This is a genomic window from Achromobacter sp. UBA5777 (genome assembly GCF_002418565.1).
Lineage (GTDB): Bacteria > Pseudomonadota > Gammaproteobacteria > Burkholderiales > Burkholderiaceae_B > Achromobacter > Achromobacter animicus.
This window is the reverse complement of the sequence record NZ_DIEJ01000063.1, coordinates 1-21,706: the sequence shown is the minus strand read 5'-3', so window position 1 is coordinate 21,706 and position 21,706 is coordinate 1. Positions and strand designations below refer to the sequence as shown.

20 protein-coding genes and 1 pseudogene are annotated in these 21,706 nt (G+C 65.5%); 14 read left to right on the top strand and 7 right to left on the bottom strand.

What is annotated here, in order from left to right; translation table 11 throughout:
* The first annotated feature begins 152 nt into the window (after nt 1–152).
* The 3 genes from B3446_RS04535 (at nt 153) to B3446_RS04525 (ending at nt 3,212) form a co-directional block, all read left to right on the top strand.
* Entirely contained in the window at nt 153–782 is a 630-nt protein-coding gene (locus tag B3446_RS04535; protein ID WP_056565698.1) for a LysE family translocator, read from the top strand.
* A gap of 110 nt (nt 783–892) precedes the next feature.
* Nucleotides 893–2,500 (top strand): peptide chain release factor 3, encoded by a 1,608-nt coding sequence (locus B3446_RS04530; RefSeq protein ID WP_056565700.1) that lies wholly within the window; start codon nt 893–895, stop codon nt 2,498–2,500.
* Nucleotides 2,501–2,537: 37 nt separating this feature from the next.
* Nucleotides 2,538–3,212: a hypothetical protein gene (locus tag B3446_RS04525; protein ID WP_056565702.1), complete on the top strand. Its 675-nt coding sequence runs from the start codon at nt 2,538–2,540 to the stop codon at nt 3,210–3,212.
* Between the two features lie 101 nt (nt 3,213–3,313).
* Here B3446_RS04525 and bfr read toward each other — a convergent pair whose 3' ends face one another.
* The gene (gene bfr / locus B3446_RS04520; protein WP_056327755.1) at nt 3,314–3,790 is read right to left on the bottom strand and encodes a bacterioferritin; all 477 of its coding nucleotides are present in this window, start codon (nt 3,788–3,790) and stop codon (nt 3,314–3,316) included.
* A gap of 375 nt (nt 3,791–4,165) precedes the next feature.
* Nucleotides 4,166–5,077, bottom strand: a complete 912-nt coding sequence (locus B3446_RS04515; RefSeq protein WP_291377987.1) for a DMT family transporter — start codon at nt 5,075–5,077, stop codon at nt 4,166–4,168.
* 134 nt (nt 5,078–5,211) lie between these two features.
* Between B3446_RS04515 and B3446_RS04510 the strand changes: the two genes are divergently transcribed.
* On the top strand, nt 5,212–6,075 hold the full coding sequence (locus B3446_RS04510; protein WP_291377985.1) for a LysR substrate-binding domain-containing protein: 864 nt from the start codon (nt 5,212–5,214) through the stop codon (nt 6,073–6,075).
* A gap of 29 nt (nt 6,076–6,104) precedes the next feature.
* Here B3446_RS04510 and B3446_RS04505 read toward each other — a convergent pair whose 3' ends face one another.
* Together B3446_RS04505 and rpoN are read right to left on the bottom strand one after the other, a co-directional pair.
* Nucleotides 6,105–6,383 carry a (2Fe-2S)-binding protein gene (locus B3446_RS04505; RefSeq protein WP_056327752.1) on the bottom strand — a complete coding sequence of 93 codons (279 nt, stop codon included), beginning with the start codon at nt 6,381–6,383 and terminating at the stop codon, nt 6,105–6,107.
* 121 nt (nt 6,384–6,504) lie between these two features.
* Complete coding sequence (gene rpoN, locus B3446_RS04500; RefSeq protein ID WP_191576252.1) at nt 6,505–7,956, bottom strand: RNA polymerase factor sigma-54; 1,452 nt, start codon at nt 7,954–7,956, stop codon at nt 6,505–6,507.
* Between rpoN and B3446_RS04495 the strand changes: the two genes are divergently transcribed.
* Nucleotides 7,955–8,578: a hypothetical protein gene (locus tag B3446_RS04495; RefSeq protein ID WP_291377980.1), complete on the top strand. Its 624-nt coding sequence runs from the start codon at nt 7,955–7,957 to the stop codon at nt 8,576–8,578. The two genes, rpoN and B3446_RS04495, sit on opposite strands and share 2 nt — an antisense overlap.
* A gap of 444 nt (nt 8,579–9,022) precedes the next feature.
* Nucleotides 9,023–10,732, top strand: a complete 1,710-nt coding sequence (leuA, locus tag B3446_RS04490; RefSeq protein WP_191576250.1) for a 2-isopropylmalate synthase — start codon at nt 9,023–9,025, stop codon at nt 10,730–10,732.
* Nucleotides 10,733–10,918: 186 nt separating this feature from the next.
* On the opposite strand, the gene B3446_RS04485 is transcribed toward leuA, so the two are convergent.
* A complete protein-coding gene (locus B3446_RS04485) occupies nt 10,919–12,247 on the bottom strand; it encodes an amidase (RefSeq protein ID WP_291377977.1) in 1,329 nt (442 codons plus the stop codon).
* Between the two features lie 319 nt (nt 12,248–12,566).
* On the opposite strand from B3446_RS04485, the gene B3446_RS04480 reads away from it, so the two are divergent.
* From B3446_RS04480 to B3446_RS04455, 6 genes are all read left to right on the top strand, one after another.
* A complete protein-coding gene (locus tag B3446_RS04480) occupies nt 12,567–13,580 on the top strand; it encodes a LacI family DNA-binding transcriptional regulator (protein ID WP_291377976.1) in 1,014 nt (337 codons plus the stop codon).
* A gap of 37 nt (nt 13,581–13,617) precedes the next feature.
* Nucleotides 13,618–14,415 carry a phosphodiesterase gene (locus tag B3446_RS04475; protein ID WP_291377974.1) on the top strand — a complete coding sequence of 266 codons (798 nt, stop codon included), beginning with the start codon at nt 13,618–13,620 and terminating at the stop codon, nt 14,413–14,415.
* Nucleotides 14,416–14,530: 115 nt separating this feature from the next.
* Nucleotides 14,531–15,586 carry an ABC transporter ATP-binding protein gene (locus B3446_RS04470; protein ID WP_291377972.1) on the top strand — a complete coding sequence of 352 codons (1,056 nt, stop codon included), beginning with the start codon at nt 14,531–14,533 and terminating at the stop codon, nt 15,584–15,586.
* A 34-nt stretch (nt 15,587–15,620) separates the two neighbouring features.
* On the top strand, nt 15,621–16,916 hold the full coding sequence (locus B3446_RS04465; protein WP_191576245.1) for an ABC transporter substrate-binding protein: 1,296 nt from the start codon (nt 15,621–15,623) through the stop codon (nt 16,914–16,916).
* A 16-nt stretch (nt 16,917–16,932) separates the two neighbouring features.
* The gene (locus B3446_RS04460; RefSeq protein ID WP_175137034.1) at nt 16,933–17,808 is read left to right on the top strand and encodes a carbohydrate ABC transporter permease; all 876 of its coding nucleotides are present in this window, start codon (nt 16,933–16,935) and stop codon (nt 17,806–17,808) included.
* Nucleotides 17,805–18,605, top strand: coding sequence for a carbohydrate ABC transporter permease (locus tag B3446_RS04455; protein WP_076518055.1), 801 nt, complete (start codon nt 17,805–17,807; stop codon nt 18,603–18,605). The genes B3446_RS04460 and B3446_RS04455 overlap by 4 nt, the downstream gene beginning before the upstream one ends.
* Before the next feature lie 106 nt (nt 18,606–18,711).
* Here B3446_RS04455 and B3446_RS04450 read toward each other — a convergent pair whose 3' ends face one another.
* Both B3446_RS04450 and B3446_RS04445 read right to left on the bottom strand, forming a co-directional pair.
* Nucleotides 18,712–19,029, bottom strand: coding sequence for a hypothetical protein (locus tag B3446_RS04450; protein ID WP_191576244.1), 318 nt, complete (start codon nt 19,027–19,029; stop codon nt 18,712–18,714).
* Nucleotides 19,030–19,112: 83 nt separating this feature from the next.
* Nucleotides 19,113–19,460 carry a DUF1840 domain-containing protein gene (locus tag B3446_RS04445; protein ID WP_175123949.1) on the bottom strand — a complete coding sequence of 116 codons (348 nt, stop codon included), beginning with the start codon at nt 19,458–19,460 and terminating at the stop codon, nt 19,113–19,115.
* Between the two features lie 270 nt (nt 19,461–19,730).
* On the opposite strand from B3446_RS04445, the gene argS reads away from it, so the two are divergent.
* Both argS and B3446_RS04435 read left to right on the top strand, forming a co-directional pair.
* On the top strand, nt 19,731–21,416 hold the full coding sequence (gene argS, locus B3446_RS04440) for an arginine--tRNA ligase (protein WP_291377963.1): 1,686 nt from the start codon (nt 19,731–19,733) through the stop codon (nt 21,414–21,416).
* A gap of 9 nt (nt 21,417–21,425) precedes the next feature.
* Nucleotides 21,426–21,706: pseudogene (locus B3446_RS04435) on the top strand (SPOR domain-containing protein); the annotation flags it as partial.

The window sequence follows — 21,706 nt, the reverse complement described above, 5'->3', positions numbered from 1 at the left end:
GTTCGTCGCGTCCGGCCGGCAATGCCGGTTCGGGCCGCCCGGCCGAAGGACGCGCCGGCCAAGGCCGCCCGAGCGGCGCGCCGCGCGCCGCGTTGCTGAGCAAGTAATATCTCCCGCAACCCCGACACTGCGATCCACGGACCCGCGCCATCATGCCCTTATCCACCTGGTTGACGTTCTTCCTGGCCTCCTGGGCCATTTCGTTCTCACCGGGCGCCGGCGCCATCTCGGCCATGTCGTCCGGCCTGAAATACGGCTTTGCGCGCGGTTACTGGAACACGGCCGGCCTGATCATGGGCATCCTGTTCCAGTTCGTCGTGGTCGCCGTGGGGTTGGGCGCCGTGCTGGCAACGTCGGAAATGGCCTTCAACGTGGTCAAGTACCTGGGCGTTGCCTACCTGATCTACCTGGGGGTGCGCCAGATCCGCACGGACGCCGCGCCGGTCGCGGTGGACGCCGGCGATCCCCGCCAGGCGTCCATTCGTGACCTGGTCCTGCGCGGGTTTCTGATCAACACCATGAACCCCAAGGGCACCGTGTTCCTGCTGGCCGTGGTGCCGCAGTTCGTGGATCCGGCGCTGTCGCTGACGCCGCAGTACGCGGCCTTGGCGGCCACGCTGGCGTTCACCGACCTGGTGGCGATGGGCGTGTACACGCTGCTGGCGGCGCGCGTGTTGCGCCTCTTGCGCGACGCCAAGCACATCCGCTGGATGAACCGCACCTTCGGGTCGCTCTTCATCCTGGCCGGCGTGTTCCTGGCAACCTTCCGCCGCCACAACTGAAATTAAAAGCGTGGGGCACGGGCCGGCAACGGCGCGTGCCCCACATGTTTTCGTGCACGACACCGGACCGCGCCGGCCTGTAGAGCGGCGTTAAGTAGAATCCTCCGACCATGAGCATTTCCAACGAAGTCGCACGGCGCCGTACGTTCGCCATCATTTCCCACCCTGACGCGGGCAAGACCACGCTGACGGAAAAACTGTTGCTGTTCGCAGGCGCCATTCAGATCGCCGGCAGCGTCAAGGCGCGCAAGGCGTCGCGCCATGCTTCGTCCGACTGGATGGAAATCGAAAAGCAGCGCGGCATTTCCGTGGCGTCCTCGGTGATGCAGATGGAGTACCGCGACTGCGTCATCAACCTGCTCGACACGCCGGGCCACCAGGACTTCTCCGAAGATACGTACCGCGTGCTGACGGCAGTGGACGCCGCGCTGATGGTGATCGACGCGGCCAACGGCGTCGAGCCGCAGACCATCCGCCTCCTGCAAGTCTGCCGGGCGCGCAACACGCCGATCATCACGTTCATCAACAAGATGGACCGCGAAGTGCGCGAGCCGCTGGAACTCCTGTCCGAGATCGAAGGGCACCTGGGCATGGACGCCGTGCCGTTCTCGTGGCCGGTGGGCATGGGCAAGTCGTTCGGCGGCGTGTTCGACATCCGCCGTGACCGCATGCGCGTGTTCCGTCCCGGCCAGGAGCGCCGTTCCGACAACGACGACTTCATCGAAGGCCTGACCAACCCCGAAATCGCCAAGCGCTTCGGCGGCGCGTTCGACCAGGCCAGCGGCGAGATCGAGCTCATCAACGAAGCGGCGCCCGCCTTCGACCGCGACCAGTTCCTGGCCGGCAAGCAGACGCCCGTGTTCTTCGGTTCGGCCATCAACAACTTCGGCGTGCAGGAAGTGCTGGACGCTCTGGTCGATCAGGCGCCGCCCCCGGGCGCGCGCATGGCGCTGCAACGCGAAGTCAAGCCCGAAGAGCCCAAGTTCACCGGTGTGGTGTTCAAGGTGCAGGCCAACATGGACCCCGCCCACCGCGACCGCGTCGCGTTCGTGCGCGTGAGCTCCGGCCGCTTCGAGCGCGGCATGCGCCTGAAGGTGGCGCGCACCAACAAGGAAATGCGCCCCAACAACGTGGTGTCCTTCCTGTCGCAGCGCCGCGAACTGCTCGACGAGGCCTATGCGGGCGACGTCATCGGCATCCCGAACCACGGCGTGCTGCAACTGGGCGACGTGCTGACCGAAGGCGAGACCCTGCAGTTCACGGGCCTGCCGTTCTTCGCGCCGGAACTGTTCCAGGCGGTTGAAGTGAAAGACCCGCTGCGCACGAAGCAATTGCGCACCGGCCTCACCCAATTGGGCGAGGAAGGGGCCATTCAGGTGTTCCGTCCCGAAGTTGCTGGCGGCTCGCTGCTGCTGGGCGCGGTCGGCCAACTGCAGTTTGAAGTGGTCGCGCACCGCCTGAAGACGGAGTACGGCGTGGATGCCCGGATGCTGCCTTCGCGCTACACAATGGCACGTTGGATTACGTCTGAAAACCCCAAGGCGCTGCGCAAGTTCATGGATGCCAATGCCGCCCATATCGCCTATGATGTCGTCGATGCTGCGGCGTTTTTGATCGGTTCTCCCGCGCAGTTGCGCGTCGCCGAGGAACTGTATCCCGATGTGAAATTCCACGCCATGCGGGAGCACGGCGGCAAGGTTTTCGGAGACAAGGCGTAGACCCGTTCGGGTTCCGCACGGCAGATTGAGGGTAGCAATGTCTTGGCGTTTTTTATTCGCAACGCTCCTTATCGCGCTCGGCGCGTCGGCATGGGGCGGCATTCAACTGGGTGACTGGCTGGTGGCGCATGCGCCGGCGGCCGCGCCCGCTCCTGGGCAGGACGCAGCCGCGTCCCAGCAGCCCGTGCTGGACGCCAATGGCCGTCCGTATGTGGCGCAGCCGCCGCAGCCGCGCATCGACGGCACATTGGGCGTGCCCGACAAACCGTCCGATCGCGAATGGCAGGTCAACACGGTGTCGCTGTTCGACACCGTCAGCGATCCCGCCGTCCAGATCTCGCGTGAACGCATCAGCCCCGAACAGGCGCGCGAAATCGCCGCCTCGTCTCAGGTGCCGCTGCCGTCGGGCAATTCCGATGTCAGCACGATGGACCTGCTGGTGCCCGGCACGTCAACCGCCATCAACGGCGGCGTAGCCGCTGGCGGCAGCTACGGCACGCCGCAGATGGTGCAGGCGCCCCCGCCGCCGCCCAACACCGCGCCGGCAGCCGGCGCGCAAGGCTGGCAGGACGCGCTGCGGCGCGAACTGGCCCAATGCGCCACGCAAGGCTTCTTCGAGCGTCCCTCGTGTTCCTGGAACGCCCGCAACAAGTACTGCGCGCCTAACCGTGCCTGGGGCACGATGGCCGAATGCCCGGCCCGTCCGCAGTAAGACGTTTGCAATAAAAACGTCGCATCGCCACCTGCGCACGCGGGTTCACGGCAAAAAAAATGGCGCCCCGCGGGGCGCCATTTCTTTTGCAGCCAGCAGCCTTATTCAGGCACGGACATCTGGCTTTGCAGGTAGTTCTGGATGCCGACCTTGTCGATCAGGTCGATCTGCGTTTCCAGATAGTCGATGTGCTCTTCGGTGTCGTCCAGGATGTCTTGGAACAGATCGCGCGACACGTAGTCCCGCACCGATTCGCAATACGCAATGGCTTCCTTGACGGTGGCCTGAGCAGCCGTTTCGAGCTTCAGGTCACAGGCCAGCAGTTCCGGCACGTCTTCACCGATCAGCAGCTTGTGCAGGTCTTGCAGATTGGGCAGGCCGTCCAGCATGAAGATGCGGGCGATCAGACGATCGGCGTGCTTCATTTCGCCGATGGATTCTTCGTACTCGTGCTTGCCCAGCTTGTCGAAGCCCCAATGGTTCAGCATGCGGGCATGCAGGAAATATTGGTTGATGGCCGTCAGTTCGTTGGTCAGTTGCTTGTTGAGAAACTGGATGACGGTTTTGTCGCCTTTCATGATGGACTCCTTGCAGTCAGGCGCGACGCGAGCGCATCGCGACAAAGGAGCGCACGATGCCGCGCGTACGCAACCCATGCAGACTACCATTGGCCGCAGGGCCGCGCCTAGCCTTGCTCTGCATTTGGTAAACGGCTTTAGGAGCGCAACAAGAAAGCGACAAGCTAATGAGAATGAGTATGTGTGTCTGAGGCCTTGCATGCGTGGCGACGCAACGGCGCGGGCTGCAGACGCTAGTCGCGCAGAAATGGCTTCGCGATTGTCCCCATATATGTTCCGCGGCGCCCCCTGCGCCGCGTCATTCTGCGCTGCCACGCGTCACGCCAGCTCGTTGCATATCAGCAACCGGATCAGGCTGCGTTGACCGTCCTCAATTCACGCGGTGCGCCGCGTCGCAAGCCAGATGCCGAATGCGATGGGCACGATGCCCAGCAGGTCCAGCCACGAGACGGGCTCGCGCAGCACCACCCAACCGAACAACAGGCCAAGCGGCGGCATCAGAAAATGCAGTGCGCTGGCCGAGGTGGCGCTGGCGCGGCCCAGAATCATGAACCACAGGTAATAACCGCCCATCGACACCGCGACGATCATGTAGGCCATGCTCCAGATCAGGCTGGAAGTCAGACGCGCATCGCCGAGGTTTTCGGTGGCCAGGGCGAACGGCAGCAATGCCGCGGCGCCTGCCAGCGACTGTATGCCCGTCGACGTCCACAGACCGGAGGTGGGCTTGAGCATCTTGTAAAGCAGGGTGCCGGCCACCAATGCAATCAGGCCCCCGGTCACAAGCAGCGTGCCGTGCAGGTCCTCCTGCATGCCGGTCAGCCGCGATCGCAACACCAGCGCCACACCCGCCAACCCAAGACACAACCCGAGCAGTTTGCGCCAGCTCAGCCGCTCGCCCAGCAACGGCCCCGCCAGCACGCCGATGAGCAGCGGGTTGGTGCTGATGAGTACGGCGGTGAACGCCGACGACACGGTGGTCATGCCCGACCAGCTCAAGCCCAGGTACAGCGCGTTGTTGAGCGCCCCCAGCAGGACCAGCGAGGCCAAGTCGCGGCCCGAAGGCAGCTTCCAACGACCGCTGGCCGCCGCCAGGCCCAGCATCAACGCGCCCGCGATCAGGAACCGGATCGTCAGGAGCGTCAGCGGCGGACAGTCGCGCACGGCGATCTTGGCTGCGGCAAACGCCGAACTCCACAGAAAGCAGAACGCGGCGATCGGAAGGAGGCTGATGCCCGGGCTGTCGGAGGCGGGCAAGGCAGGGGCAGGGGTCGAAAGGGCCTTCATGGTTGATCCGGCATCGTAGCGCTGCAACCGCATGTGCGGCGGGATGCGAGGCATTCTGCGCGCCGAGCCATCCATTGACAAACTCTTTATTCGGATCGAAAGTATTTGAAATTCGAATGCTTGAAGGCGCCGTTATGCTCGATCTCGATCTCCTGCACAGCTTTGTCTCGGTCGTGGACGCTGGCGGCTTCACCGCCGCGGGCGAACGCGTGCACCGCAGCCAGTCCACCGTCAGCCAACAGATCCGCAAGCTGGAAGAGACGCTGGAATGCCCGCTGTTTCTGCGCGAAGGCCGGCAGGTCCAGCTGACCGAGGAAGGCGAGCGCCTTCTGGGCTATGCCCGCCGGATGCTGGCGTTATCTACCGAGGTCCGCGAGGCCGTCAGCGGCCGCAAGCGCGTGGACGTGATCCGCCTGGGCATTCCGGACGACTTTGCGGTGGACGCGCTGACTGCCGTCGTCGCCGCCTTCGCCCGGGCGAGGCCCGCGGTGCAGCTGTCGGTGCGTTGTGACCTGACGGCGGTCTTGACGCGCAGCCTGGAGCGGGGGGATCTGGACGTGGCGCTGCTCAAGCGCGAACCCGGCGCGGGCACGGCGCTGGCCGCGTGGCCCGAGCGGCTGCACTGGATCGGCAGCGCATCGGTGCAGGCGCCGCTGACGCCGGAGGCGCCCGTGCCGCTGGTGGCGTTTCCGCAGGGCTGCATCTACCGCAACCGTGCGATTCATGCGCTGGAGTCCGCCGGACGCCGCTGGCGCATCGCCTACGAAAGCCCGAACCTGTCGGGCGTGCAGGCCGCGCTGGCGGGCGGGTTGGGTATCGCGCTGCTGGAACGCCGCTGCATCGCGGACGGGCACCGGATCCTGGACGTGGGCCTGCCCGCCGTCCCGCCGTCGGAGCTGGCGCTATGCGTCGCCGGCAACGCGCGCGAACCGGCGCGTCAGCTGGCGATGGATATCAGGGAGTTTTGCGAGAAGGAAATGTCGCGGCTCGCCGCATGAAGGCAGCGAGCCGGAATTGACACCAATGCTCAGGCGATGGCGACCAGCGGAATCGGGAAGCTGCTGTTGGCAGCCGGCGTGTCCGATTCGACGAGGGCGGGAGCATTGACCGGAACTGCGATGGAGCGCACGTCGCACACGCTGGAGCAGCGGCCGCCCGGCAGGTACTCGGCGGCGGTTGCCGCGCAGCAGCCGCAGCACGTGGCCACGCCCAGCTCGAACTGCAGGTCGGAAAGCGTCGTCGCGCCCGCGTCCACGCTGGCGCGGACTTGGCGTTCGGTGATGGCATTACATACGCAAATGTACATGCGAATGATTATCGAAAATTATTTAGGCCCTGGCAAGCCCTTCACGCAAATAATTTTGCAACCGAAGTGTCACGCAAGCCGTTGAAATTAGGGACAATTTTGCCGAAGCTTGTCCCTTATTTCAACGCGCGGCGGCTTGCGCCTTGCGCAGCGCGGCCGGGGCAATCCGCAGCGCTTCGCGGTACTTTGCCACCGTCCGGCGGGCGATCACTATCCCCTGATCGGCCAGTTTTTGCATGATCTGACTGTCCGACAACGGCTTGGCGCGATTCTCGTCAGCCACCATCTGGCGGATGTAGGTCTGCACCGCCGTCGCCGACGTGGCGTCCCCGCCTTCGGTCGAAACGCCCGTGCCGAAGAAGCGCTTGAGCTCCAACGTGCCAAACGGAGTGAGCATGTACTTCTGCGTTGTGGCGCGTGAAATGGTCGATTCGTGCAAGCCGAGTTCGCCGGCAATGTCTTTCAGGATCAGCGGGCGCATGGCCGCCGGTCCCTGGCTGAAAAATGCGGTCTGGCGTTCGACGATGGCCTGCGACACGCGCAGGATGGTGTCGAAGCGCTGCTCCACGTTCCGGATCATCCATTTGGCCTGCTGCAATTGGGCTTGCAGCCCGGCGTGCGCGGATTCCTTCTGGTTGCCCAGCATCTGCGCATACAGACCGTTGATCTGCAAGCGCGGCACGGCGGCGCTGTTAAGCGTGGCCTGCCAGCCGCGCCGCGTCTTGCGCACGATGACGTCCGGCACCGCATATTCGGCGGCCGGCACGGTCCACGCCCGTCCGGGGCGGGGCTCCAGGCGCAGGATCAACGCATGCGCCGCGCGGAACGTGGGTTCGTCGCAACCCAGCGCCGCACATACGCGCGCGGCGTTGCCGGTTGCCAGCAGCGGCAGGTGTTCAGCGCAGATCCGCCGCGCACAGGCCAGCACGGCGGGATCGGCCGCCTCGGGCAACCGGCTGAGGTCGGGATTTCGCAACTGCAGGTGCAGGCACTCGGCCATGTCGCGCGCGCCGATACCCACGGGATCGAACGACTGCAGCAGCGACAGCGCCGCGCGCAGCTCGTCCATGTCCGGCTCCATTTCTGCCGGAAGCCAACCCAGAATCTCATCCAACGGCGATCCGAGGTATCCGTTTTCGTCCAGTTCGTCGATCAGCAGGGACGCCAGCGCGGCATCGCGCGGCGCCGCCCGGGTCAGGGCAAGCTGGCCCAGCAGATGCTCGCGCAAGGTGTCCGGACGCGCCGCCTCGGGCAGGCTGGCGTCGTCATCGGGGTACACGCCGCCCGAACCCGGCATCTCGTCGATGGGCGTCTCGCGCTCGGCCGCCGGCTCATCGTCCTGCACCGAGGACTCGCGCTCGGACTCTGCCCGCGACTCAGCCTCGGCCGACGACGGCTCGTCCTCCCGGTCAAGCAGGGGATTTTCGGCCAGCACTTGCGAGATTTCCGCTTCGAGGTCGAGCGTGGACAGCTGCAACAGCCGGATGGACTGTTGTAGTTGTGGGGTCAGCGTCAGGTGCTGGCCAGGCCGCAGTTCTAAAATTGGACGGGTCATAGGTACAATATTTTGCATGATGAATCTGACTTCGCCCGCAAGCGTTCGCCAGGACTGCCGACTGATCGGCCAGACCCTGCTCAAACTGGCGCTTCCCCGACTCGTTTTGCGCGCGATCGTCATCGCTGTCGCGATCGTTGTCTGGTATCTGGTTGCCTCCTGGATACTCGATTTCGGCAAGCGCATGAACTACGACTTCCTGCATACGCTAGGCCAGCCCACCCAGGACATGGCGCAGCGGATCAATCCCTACCTCTGGTGGGTGGTTGCCGGCATCTGGACCCTGATCGTCTTCTTTTCGGTGCGCGCCTGGTTCTACGCCAGCCTGGCCTCCGGCGCCGCGACGCCGGTCGGCACAGATACGCTGGCCGAACTGGCGCCCAACCTGTCTGAAGAATCGCTGGGCGTGCTGCGCTGGACCTGGGGCGACCGGCAGGAACCCTTCACCGTCGGCGACCTGCGCCGCTCGCTGTCGGAATTGCGCCACAACCGCATTGGCAAGATCGACATGGTGGCCGAGCAGGCCCGGATCCTGGAAGCGGGCGCCAACCGCCCGGGCCGCGATCCGCGCGACGACGTCCGCCGTGACGCGCCGCGCGAACCGCGCTACGTCGAACCCCGCATCGGCCCGGCCCGCTAGGCCGCATCCAGCACCGCCAAAGGCCGCCGCAAGGCGGCCTTGCCGTTTCTAAAGGCCCATCGGTCAGCCAACGGAAAAGACCGCGATGTGATCCGTCCCTTGCTCTTTCCGTTTGCGCTTCCCGAAAAAGTGTGTTTGACTAGCACCCCATGGCCGCTTACCGCACCTCCCTCGCGATTGCCACCGGACGCTCCGCCGCTCCGGTCGCCGGCCTGCGCGTTCAATCCTCCTTCATCGCGCTATCGCTATTGCTACCGATCGGTTGCCGGGCCTAGTGTCCCCGTGGTAGCTCGGCAGCCACGTTTGCCACACGCGATTTCCCCTTTTTATCTCTGAATCCTGCCGGCCATCCCGGCAAACCCTGGCACAAGACCGTCATCCGGTTGCGATGCCGACGAGCGCAAAACGCGCCGGGATTCAAAAGAAACCGATCGAGGTGTAGTGATGATGCTTGCCAACCCCGCCACCAAATACGTCCCCTTCGCGCCCTTTACCCGCGATTTCTCCGAACGCACCTGGCCCAGCCGCCGCATCACGAAGGCGCCGATCTGGATGAGCACGGACCTGCGCGACGGTAACCAGGCGCTGATCGAGCCGATGAGCGTGGAACGCAAGGTCCGCTTCTTCGAACAGCTCGTGAAGATCGGCTTCAAGGAAATTGAAGTCGGCTTCCCGTCCGCGTCGCAGACCGACTTCGACTTCGTGCGCAAGCTCATCGACGAGAAGCGCATTCCCGATGACGTGACCATCATCGTGCTGACCCAATCGCGCGAAGACCTGATCAGCCGCACCGTGGAAGCCGCCGCGGGCGCCAAGCAGGCCATCGTCCACATGTACAACGCCTGCGCACCGGCCTTCCGCAAGGTCGTGTTCAACATGTCCAAGGACGAGATCAAGAACATCGCCACCACCGGCACGCGCCTCATCAAGCAGTACACGTCGCAGCGTCCCGAAACCAAGTGGAGCTACGAGTACTCGCCCGAAGTCTTCAGCACGACCGAACCCGAATTCGCGCTGGAAGTCTCGGACGCCGTCGCCGATGTCTGGCAACCCACGCCCGACCACAAGATGGTGCTGAACCTGCCCGCCACCATCGAGGCGACCACGCCCAACCTGTACGCCGACCAGATCGAGTGGATGCACAAGAATCTGGCCCGCCGCGACAGCATCGTGCTCAGCGTCCATCCGCACAATGACCGCGGCACCGCCGTGGCCGCCGCCGAGTTTGCCGTGATGGCCGGCGCCGACCGCATCGAAGGCTGCCTCTTCGGCAGCGGCGAGCGCACCGGCAACGTGGACCTCGTCACGCTCGCGTTGAACCTCTACACGCAGGGCGTGCATCCCGGCCTGGACTTCTCGGACATCGACGAAGTGCGCCGCTGCGCCGAATACTGCAACCAGTTGCCGGTCCATCCGCGCCATCCGTACGCGGGCGACCTGGTCTTCACCGCGTTCTCCGGCTCGCACCAGGACGCGATCAAGAAGGGCTTCGCATTGCAAAAGGCCGACGCCGTCTGGGAAGTGCCGTACTTGCCGATCGACCCCGCCGACCTCGGCCGCAGCTACGACGCCGTGATCCGCGTGAACAGCCAGTCCGGCAAGGGCGGCGTGTCGTACCTGCTCGAGCAGGAACACGGCCTGGTGTTGCCGCGCCGGCTGCAGATCGAATTCAGCCGTGCCATCCAGCGCGTCACCGACGAGACCGGCCGCGAAGTCACCGCCGACGACGTGCACACGATCTTCAACCGCGAATACCTTGAGCAGAAGGCGCCGTGGAAGCTGATCCGTCATCGCATCGACGGCGATCCGTCGGCCGGCGAAGGCCAGCACTTCAGCATCGAAGCCGAACTTGAATTCAACGGCGAGCGCCGCATCGTGCGCGGTAAGGGCGACGGCGCGATCTCGGCCTTCGTGGCCGCGCTGGATGTGCCGGTTCGCATCATGGATTACCACGAGCACGCCATCGGCACCGGCACCGGCACCCGCGCCGCGTCCTATGTCGAACTGCGCGTCGGCGAATCTGCCACGGGCTTTGGCGTGGGCATCGACCGCGACATCGTGACGGCCTCGTTCCAGGCCGTGCTGAGCGCCGTGAACCGCCACATCAATTCCGGCGCCGTCACCGCCGAACAGGAAGCCGCCGAAGCCGTGTGATCCACGACCAGGCCTGAGGCCCCCGATTACGGGGCACAAAACGAAGCCCGCCTTATCCGGCGGGCTTTTTCATTTGGGGTGATCCGTCTTCGCACGGCAGAGTGTCAGACACCCTTTAACAGCTGTCACGCGCTGACGATCCTCTTGCCAGGCGCCTGACGCCGTCCAACATTGGAAGCCGCGCAATCAGCCGCGCGGCCACATGTCAGAGGCGCCGATATCTGGCGCATTCGCTGCCAGCAGACGCGCATGAACCCATGCGCCGATGGCGAGCAGTCGATGGTCTTCATACCGCGCGCCGACGAGCTGCAAGCCCACCGGCAGGCCCTGCGGTCCTGTCGCGAAGGGCAGGTTCAGGCAGGGCAGGCCGAACAATGTCCAGGCCCGCGAGAACTGCGGATCGCCCGTGCCCAGGTCTGCAAAGGGCGCCTCGCCGCTGGCGCTGGGGGCAATCAGCACGTCGTATCGGTCGAACCACGTGTCGACCCGCGCGCGCGATTCAGCGGCGCGTTCCAGGTTCTTGATGTGCTGCTCCGCGCTGATCTGCGCGCCGGATTCCAGGATGGCCTGCAGCTTGGGACTGAGCTGCGCGGCATGTTCCACGCGTTCGTACGCCAGCGCCTGCGAGGCCTCGAACGCCATGATGTCCGAATGCAGCTGCACCAGCACGCAATGCTCCGGCGGCAGCGGCACTTCCTCGACCTTGGCGCCCGCGCGCGACAGGATCGCCGCGGCTTGCGCGAAGGCTTCCTTGGTTTCGGGCTGCGCATGGCGCCACTGCAGGCTGCGATACATGCCCACGCGCGGCGCGTCGTGATAGGACAGGTCCAGCATGCGCGGATCGCGCATCAGGACCGACGAGAACAGCGCCACATCTTCCACCGAGCGCGCGAATCCGCCGACCGTATCCAGCGATTCGGCCAGGCTTTTCACGCCGGCGCGGGAGATCCCGCCGAAGGTGGGCTTGAAACCGACCACGCCGCAATAGGACGCCGGTCGGATGATGGAACCCGCCGTTTGCGAACCCAGCGCAAAGGGCACCATGTCGTCGGCCACCGCAGCGGCCGAGCCGCTGGACGAGCCGCCGGGGGTGTAGGCCTCGTTGCGCGGATTGCGCGTGGGGCCGGCCTGGTAGGTGGCGAATTCGGTGGTGACGGTCTTGCCGATGACGATGGCGCCCGCGCCACGGCATAGCGCTACAGAGGCGGCGTCCAGTCCGGGGCGATGGCGGTCGTAGATGGGGGACCCGTAGCGGGTGGGCAGGTCGGCGGTGTCGAACAAGTCTTTCACGCCGATGGGCAGGCCGTGCAGCGGACCGCGCAGCGCGCCGCGGTCGAGGGTTTCGGCCTGGTCGAGCGCAGCCTGCTTCTGCAGGGCCGTCCAGGCATGGACGGTGTTCTCGCGCTGTTCGATGCGCGCGAAGCAGGCGCGCACCAGTTGCACTGCGGTCAATTCACGCCGTTGCAGCTTGCGCACGGCTTCAACCGCGCCCAGTCTGTTCAAGGCAGTAGACATGATTCTTTCCTCTTTGCCGGTGCCGCGACGAGCGCGGAAAAACATACTGCGCACCCGGTCCCCTTGACCGAGGGTATGCCCGGCGTGGCTGCCTGCCCGTGAAAGCAAGCGTCATGCCCGGCACACCGACCCCGCCGTTGTGCGTATTGCGTCAATTGGGAGAAACACCGAAATAACGGGTTTTCCGCCGAATAACGCGCTGCGCCATGGCTTTGTGTTGTTGCGTTCGCACCAGCATAGCGCAAACCCGTGCAATACAAAGTTCATATTCCTCAAGTAAAGTGAAATCGTTTTCAGCAAACTTGCAGCGATTCCATCAATGGCTACGCGCCCGTCGCCCCGCTTTTCCATCATCGAAGTGGCTCGCAAGGCGGGGGTTTCGCCGGCGACGGTGTCGCGCGCGTTCAACCAGCCGGAGATCGTGCATCCCGACACGCTGGCGCACATCCGCAACATCGCCAAGCGCGCGGGCTTTCGGCCCAACCGCGTCGGTCGCAGCCTGCGTTCAGGCAGCACGCGCACCATCGGGTTGATCCTGCCCACGCTATCGAACCCCGTGTTCGCCGAGTGCTTCGAAGGCGCCGAACGCCGCGCTCGTGAATCGGGCTACAGCGTCATGCTGACCGCCACCGGCTACGACCCCGCCGTGGAATCCGCGGCCGTGCAGGGCCTGATCGACCATCAGGTCGACGGCCTCATCCTGACCGTGGCCGACGTCAGCAAGAGCGCCACGCTGGACGACCTGGACCGCAGCGGCATTCCTTACGTCCTGGTCTACAACGAATCCAACGATCATCCGTTTGCCTCGGTCGACAATCGCGCCGCGGCAAGCGACATGGTGGCGCATCTGGCCGCGATGGGGCACAAGCGCATCGCGCTGGTGACCGGCCCGCTGACCGCCTCGGACCGCGCGCGCCGTCGTCTGATGGGCGCGCGCGCCAGCGCAAAGAAGCTGGGTCTGGACACGATCCAGCACATCGCCATGAGCTCGCACACCGGCAGCGACGTGGATGCCTTGAAGGCCGCGCTGCGCGGCAAGCAGGCGCCCACGGCGCTCTTTTGCTCCAACGACCTGCTCGCCACCGCCGTCATCGCCGACCTGGTGGGACTGGGTCTGTCCGTGCCCGCCGACATTTCCGTATGCGGCTTTGACGGCATGCGCTTTGGCGCGTTGCTGACGCCGCCGCTGACCACCGTCGCACAGCCCAGCGACGGCATTGGGCAGACGGCGTGCTCGAACCTGCTGGCGCAAATCCATGGCCAGCCGCCGCAATCGAACCGCCTGCCGCATTGCATCGTCGTCGGCGGCACTGCTGCATCCGTGCGCCGCTAAGCCCGCTACCCACCATTCAGACAACTTCCAGACCGCCATGCTCATCGCACAAATCACCGACCTTCACATGCGCACCCCGGGAGACAAGGCCTACGGCATCATCGATCCGGCGGCGTTTCTGGCGCCGGCGGTGCGCGCCCTGAACGCGCTGACGCCGCGCCCCGACTGCGTGCTGATCACCGGCGACCTGACGGACCTGGGCAAGCCCATCGAATATCAGACGCTGCGCGAGCACCTGCAGGCGCTTGAGATTCCGTATTTCCTGCTGCCCGGCAATCACGATGACCGCGCCGAACTGCGCGCCGCGTTTCCCGACCACGCGTACCTGCAGGACGGCGGACAATTCGTGCAGTACGCCATCGAGACCTATCCACTGCGCATGCTGGCGCTGGACACCGTCGTGCCGATGAAGAGCCATGGCGAACTCTGCCAGACGCGCCTGGATTGGCTGGCTGAACGCCTGGCCGAACAGCCCGGCCGGCCCACGCTGGTCCTGATGCACCACCCGCCATTCCTGACCGGCATCGAGCACATGGACGACATCGGCCTGCTGGCCGGCGCACCGGAACTGGAGCGCATCGTCGCCCGCTACCCCAACGTGGAGCGCGTGCTGTGCGGTCACCTGCATCGCACGATTTTCCAGCGCTTTGGCGGCACGATCGCATCGACCTGTCCGGGCACCGCGCACCAGCTTGCGCTGGAACTCGGTCCGCGCCCGACGCTGCAATACATCATGGAACCGCCCGGCTATCAGCTGCATTGGTGGCAGAGCGGCAATCTGGTCACGCATCACGCAGTCATTGGGGATTACCCCGGCCCGTATCCGTTTGGCTGAACGCCGGACCAGAAGCCCCTGCATTGCCACATATCCGTCATGTTTGCGCTGCACAATGAAAAGGTTTTCATAACAGGCAACAATGCGGATCTAACAATTAGATCTTCGAGACAGCATGTCATCCATCGTTCTGGATAACCTCACCAAACAGTACGCCGGCGCGGCGGCGATCCAAGGCGTGAGCTTCACGGTTCCGGCCGGCAGCTTCACCGTCCTGCTGGGTCCGTCCGGTTGCGGCAAGTCCACGACGCTGCGCATGATCGCCGGCCTGGATACGCCTACGTCGGGCACCATCCGCATCGGCGACCGCGACGTCACGCAACTGCCGCCGGCCAAGCGCCGCATCTCGATGGTGTTCCAGTCGTATGCGCTGTTTCCGCACCTGTCGGTGCGCGAGAACATCCTGTTCGGCCTGAAGGTGCGCAAGGAGCCCGCCAAGGACTTCGACCGGCGCTTGAAGCGCGTGGCCGATCTGCTGGGTCTGTCGCATCTGCTGGACCGCAAGCCGTCGCAACTGTCCGGCGGCCAGCAGCAGCGCGTGGCGCTGGGCCGCGCCGTGATTTCCGAAGCGCCGGTCTGCCTGATGGACGAACCCCTTTCCAACCTGGACGCCCAGCTGCGCCACGAAATGCGCCGCGAGATCCGCGCATTGCAGCAGAGCCTGGGCATCACCATGGTCTACGTCACGCACGATCAGACCGAGGCCATGAGCATGGCCGATCAAGTGGTGCTGCTGCGCGGCGGCCAGATCGAACAGCACGACACGCCTGATGGCCTGTATGCGCGTCCGGCCAGCGAGTTCGCGGCGCGCTTCATCGGCACGCCGCCCATGAACCTGATCAACCTGGCGCAGCAAGCGGGCGGCACGGTGATCGCCGGCACGCAAGGCCCGGTCATCGCGAACGCCCCGGGCGGCGCCGTGAAGCTTGGCGTGCGTCCGGAACATATCCGCATCGACAGCGACGGCATCGCCGCCACCGTCGAAAGCGTGGAGTACTTCGGCGCGGACTCCATCGTGGTGTGCCGCATCGGCGACACGGGCGGCGTGGCCGTCCGGGTCGGCGGCCATCTGCGCGCAAGCGCCGGCGAGTCGCTGCGCCTGTCCTGGCCGGACGGGCAACAGCATTTCTTTGCCGCCGATTCGGCGGTCATCAACACCGACGGGCGCTAAAAAAAATAGCCCACACACAGGAAAGGAACATCCCATGCGACGCATCGTACTCAAGACCCTGGCCGCCAGCCTGGCCGCCGCCTGCCTGTCTCTGCCTGTGCAGGCGCAGAACAAGCCCGTCGAGGTCGAGTTCTACTACCCGGTCGCCGTCGGCGGCCCGATCACCAAGATCGTCGACGACATGGTGACGGATTTCCAGAAGGAAAATCCCAACATCAAGATCAAGCCGATCTACGCCGGTTCGTACCAGGACTCCATCGCCAAGGCGCTGACCGCGCTCAAGGGCGGCACCCCGCCGCAACTGGCCGTGCTGCTGTCCACCGACATGTTCACGCTGATCGACGAAGACGCCATCGTCCCCATCGACGGCCTGGCCAAGACCGACGCCGACAAGAAGTGGCTGGGCGGCTTCTATGACGCCTTCATGCAGAACAGCCGCACCGGCGGCCACACCTGGGGCGTGCCGTTCCAGCGTTCGACGATCGTCATGTACTACAACAAGGATCTCTTCAAGGCTGCCGGCCTGGATCCCGAAAAGCCGCCCAAGACCTGGGCCGAGCTGGTCGACTACGGCAAGAAGCTGACCAAGCAGGACGCCTCGGGCAACACGACGCAGTGGGGCATCGAGATCCCGTCGGGCGGCGCATTCGCGTACTGGCTGTTCCAGGCGCTGACCACGCCCAACGGCGCGATCCTGATGAACGAAGCCGGCAACGAGGTCTACCTGGACAAGCCGGCAGTGGTCGAAGCCGCGCAGTTCTGGCGCGACCTGTCGGCCAAGCACAAGATCATGCCGACCGGCACGATCGACTGGGGCACCACGCCCAAGGACTTCCTGGAAAAGAAGGCGGCCATGGTGTGGACCACCACGGGCAACCTGACCAACATCCGCAAGAACGCGGACTTCCCGTTCGGCGTGGCGATGATGCCGCAGCAAAAGCGCGGCGGCAGCCCCACGGGCGGCGGCAACTTCTACATCTTCAAGAGCGGCACGCCGGAGCAGCAGGCCGCGGCGCTGAAGTTCGCGCAATGGGCCACCACGCCCGAGCGCGCGGCCGACTGGAGCATCGCCACCGGCTACGTGGCCGTGACGCCGGCCGCCTGGGAAACCGAGAAGATGAAGAAGTACGCGCAGGAAGTGCCGGCCGCCACGGTCGCGCGCGACCAGCTGGAAGTCAGCGTGGCGGAATTCTCCACGCATGAAAACCAGCGCGTCACCAAGACCCTGAACGACGCCCTGCAGGCAGCGCTGACGGGCTCGAAGACGCCGCAGCAGGCCCTGACCGACGCGCAGCGCGAGTCCGATCGCATACTGCGTTCCTACAAGTAAACCGACCGCACGCACGATGAGCCGCTCTTTGAATGCGCTTTATGGCTGGCTGCTTCTGCTGCCAGCCATCGTGCTGCTCGCCGCCTTCACGCATTACCCGGCGGTGGCGACGCTTTGGCACAGCTTTTTCTCCACCCCAAAGGGCGCGCGCCCGGCCCGCTTCGTCGGGCTGGACAACTACGCGGTCATGCGCGACGACCCCGTGTTCTGGCAGTCGCTCTGGAACAACCTGTGGTTTGCGCTGGGCACCATTCCCACCTCGATCGGCATCGCGCTGATCATGGCGCTATGGGTCAACCGCAATCTCACCGGACGCGGGTTCCTGCGCATGGCGTACTTCACGCCAACCGTGCTGCCGATGGTGGCAGTCGCCAACATCTGGCTGTTCTTCTACACGCCGCAGTACGGGCTGATCGCGCAGGTGATGGGGTGGTTCGGCGCGCCGGGTCCCAACTGGCTGGGCAACCGCGAAACCGCGCTGCCCGCGCTGATGCTGGTGACGGTCTGGAAAGAGGCCGGCTTTTTCATGATCTTCTATCTGGCCGCGCTGCAGACGGTGTCGCCGTCGCTGCGTGAAGCGGCCATGCTGGAAGGCGCCTCGCGCTGGCAGTATTTCCGCCGCATCCTGTGGCCGCTGCTGATGCCCACCACGCTCTTCGTGCTGATCAATGCACTGATCAACGCGTTCCGGCTGGTCGACCACGTGGTCGTGATGACGCGCGGCGGGCCGGACAACGCCAGCACCTTGCTGCTCTATTACATCTACCAGGTGGGATTCAGCTTCTGGGACACGGCCTATGCCGCGACCCTGACCGTCGTGTTGCTGGTGGTGCTGGCGCTGACGGCGCTGATCAAGTTCCGCTGGCTGGACCGCAGGACGCACTACCAATGAAAGACAAGCTCGATACCCTGGGCGCGTGGGCGCTTGGCCTCTTGTGGATCCTGCCGCTGGCCTACGCGATGTGGGCGGCGTTCCATCCGCCCGCCTACGCCACCCGCTTTGATCTTTTTGCGCCGCTGACGCTGGACAACTTCGTCCGTGCCTGGAACGCGGCGCCGTTTCCGCGCTACTTCCTGAACACGTTCGTGCTGGTCACGATGGTGCTGGCCGCGCAGCTCGTGCTGTCGACGCTGGCGGGCTATGCGTTCGCGCGCTTCGAGTTCCGCGGCCGCGATTTTGTCTTCATGCTGGTGCTGTTGCAGCTGATGATCATGCCCGACGTGCTGCTGGTGGAAAACTACCGGTCGATGAGCCTCCTGGGCGTACGCGACACGGTGTTTGCAATCGGACTGCCGTACTTCGCCTCGGCCTTCGGCATCTTTCTGTTGCGCCAGACCTTCAAGACGGTTCCGCGGGAACTGGAAGAGGCGGCCCGCATGGAAGGCGCGAACGCGCTGCAGGTGCTCTGGAAGGTGTACGTGCCGCTGGCCAAGCCGATCTACGTGGCCTACGGGCTGGTGTCGGTCAGCCACCATTGGAACAACTTCCTGTGGCCGCTGATCATCACCAACTCGGTGGAATCCCGGCCGCTGACGGTGGGACTGCAGGTGTTCTCGTCGACGGATCAGGGCATCGACTGGTCGGTCATCACCGCCGCGACGCTGATGTCGGCCGCGCCGCTGCTGATCGCGTTCCTGCTGTTCCAGCGCCAGTTCGTGCAGTCGTTCATGCGGGCGGGGATCCGGTAGGGATCAGTTCGTACGCCGCGCCGCACCAATCCCGCCGCCATGCACGCAGCGCACAAAAAACCCCGCCGAGGCGGGGTTTGTCACGTGCGGCGGGACGTAAAGCCGTTCAATACCCCACGGTCAGGCCAGGCAGGTCCACCGTGATGCGCGGACGCTCCAGCGCCAGCGCCAGGTGCTCGGCGAATTCGCGAGCTTCCTTTTCGTCAGAGGACAGGGTGTCGTAGCCCAGCGCGTCGGCCACGCCCAGCACCTTGTCCAGCAGCAGGACCTTGCCGCTCGGCCGCAGCGGCTCGCAGCCCAGCGTTTCCCAGGCGCTGTCAAACCAGTCGCGCGCATCGGCCTGGCGTTGCGGGGAGGTTTCGACGTTCGCGGAAAGGTCCAGCGAACGCCGGGGGTCGAAAACGATGGTGATGTCGCTGCGCATGGAAATAAGGCTCCGTCAAAGGGCGTCAGGCCAACAGGGTAGGCAAAAAACGCCGGACAGATTGTCCGCCCGGCGACATAGTCCTACCAGCCCCGCGAGACTTCCCAGGTGACCTCGGCGCCCGCGGCCTGCGACTGGCGCATCATGTCCAGCAGGGGAAAGGCGCGTTCCTTCAGACCCACCGCGCGCGCCATCGGGGCGACGGGCGCCTTGTCCTCGTCGTCCTCGTCCGGGCTTTCGTGGGCATGCTGGTACTCGTCGATCGCGCGTTCGATACCGCTGATGGCCGGTCCAAGCTGCTCCACGGTGAAGACGCCGCGCTCGGGGATCTTGTCGCCGACCGGCTTGCCGGCCGCCTGCAACAGGGCGCCCGCGTGGTCGGTCAGCATCAGGACTTCGGCCACGACCTTGGAGTGAAAAGTGATCAGCATATTCCGGTCTCCTACATTGATTACCTTAGCTCCGTACACTACCCCAACGCCCCCATGATGCCAACTGGCGCCCCCAAATCAACTATGATTCAGGGGTTTCCCGTGACAGCAGGCGCCGCGCCGGGCCCCAGATTTCCGGCACATGCGCGCCGGCTTGCCCGCCGCCGCCGGACAGAACCGCGAGCCCGCCTGCGGGCACGGCGCGGATCGCCCGCAGGCCGCAAGCGCCGCGCCGCCATCGTCACTCACTCAGAACCACGCCAGACGCCCATGCTCCTCGAGCAACAAAAACAGCTTATCTCCCTGATCCAGGCCGCCGTCGCGCAGAGCCTGCCCGACGCCCAGCCCAACGTGCTGCTGGAACGCCCCAAGGTTGCCGCCCATGGCGACGTCGCCACCAACGTGGCCATGCAGCTGGCCAAACCCGCGCGCCGCAATCCCCGCGAACTGGCTCAGGGCATCGTGGACGCCGTGATGGCCAATCCCGACGCCGCCGCGCTGGTCGAAAGTGCTGAAGTGGCCGGTCCCGGCTTCATCAACCTGCGCATCACGCCGGCTGCCCGCCAGGCCGTGATCGCCGCGGTGGCCGAACAGGGCGACGCCTACGGCCGCGCCGCGCGCCTGGGCGAGAAGATCCTGGTCGAGTTCGTGTCGGCCAACCCCACCGGCCCGCTGCACGTGGGCCATGCCCGCCAGGCCGCGCTGGGCGACGCGCTGTGCCGCCTGTACGACGCCGTCGGCTGGGACGTCACCCGCGAGTTCTATTACAACGACGCCGGCAACCAGATCCAGAACCTGGCGATCAGCGTGCAGGCTCGCGCCCGCGGCCTGACCACCGATTCCCCCGATTGGCCCGAAGACGGCTACAAGGGCGACTACATCGCCGACATCGCCCGCGACTTCCAGGACGGCAAGACCATCCAGGCGTCCGACGGCGAGCCCGTCACCGCTACCGGCAACATCGACAATCTGGACGACATCCGCGCCTTTGCCGTGGCCTACCTGCGCCGCGAACAAGACCTGGACCTGCAGGCCTTCGGCCTGGCGTTCGACAATTACTACCTGGAAAGCTCGCTCTACACGTCCGGCCGCGTCGAAGCGACGGTCAAGGCGCTGATCGCCGGCGGTCATACCTACGAGGAAGGCGGCGCGCTGTGGCTGCGCACCACCGAACTGGGCACGGGCGACGACAAAGACCGCGTCATGCGCAAAAGCGAGGGCGGCTACACCTATTTCGTCCCCGACGTGGCCTACCACAAGGCCAAATGGGAGCGCGGTTTCCATCGCGCCGTGAACATCCAGGGCAGCGACCACCACGGCACCGTTGCCCGCGTGCGCGCCGGCCTGCAGGCGCTGGAAGAGGGCATCCCGAAGGACTACCCGTCCTACGTGCTGCACAAGATGGTCAAGGTGATGCGCGGCGGCGAAGAGGTCAAGATCTCCAAGCGCGCCGGCAGCTACGTCACCATGCGGGACCTGATCGACTGGGTGGGCCGCGACGCCGTCCGCTACTTCCTGATCCAGCGCCGCGCCGACACGGAATTCGTGTTCGACGTGGACCTGGCCCTGTCCAAGAGCGACGAGAACCCCGTCTATTACATCCAGTACGCCCACGCGCGCATCTGCTCGGTCATCAACAACGCGGGCATGCCCGCCGCCGACGTGGCCCGGGCCGACGCCGCGCTGCTGACCGCGCCGACCGAATTCGCGCTGATGCAGCGCCTGGCCGAGTTCCCGCAGGTGGTGGCGCTGGCCGCCCAGGACCTGTCGCCGCACCACATCGCGTTCTGGCTGCGCGACTGCGCGTCGGACTTCCACGGCTGGTACAACGCCGAGCGCGTGCTGGTCGACGACACTGCCGTCAAGCTGGCCCGCCTGCGCCTGGCCGCCACCACCCGCCAGGTGCTGGCCAACGGCCTGGCGCTGTTGGGCGTTTCCGCGCCCGAGCGGATGTAACATCGGTTCATGGCAACCAAGCGCAAATCCTCCAGCCGTTCCTCCGGCGAAAGCGGCAGCACCCTGTACGGGGCATTGGCCGGTCTGCTGATCGGGCTGATCGTCGCCGCCGTCGTCGCGTTCTATGTCACCAAGGCGCCCGTTCCCTTCGTGGACCGGGCCAGCCGCCAGGGCGATACGGGCAAGCTGCCCGATCCGCGCTCGGCGCCAGACCCCAACGCCGGCCTGTATGGCCGTGACGGGGCCGCAGGCGCGCCGCCCACCGGTCCCACCGCCACCGCGCCGGCCCC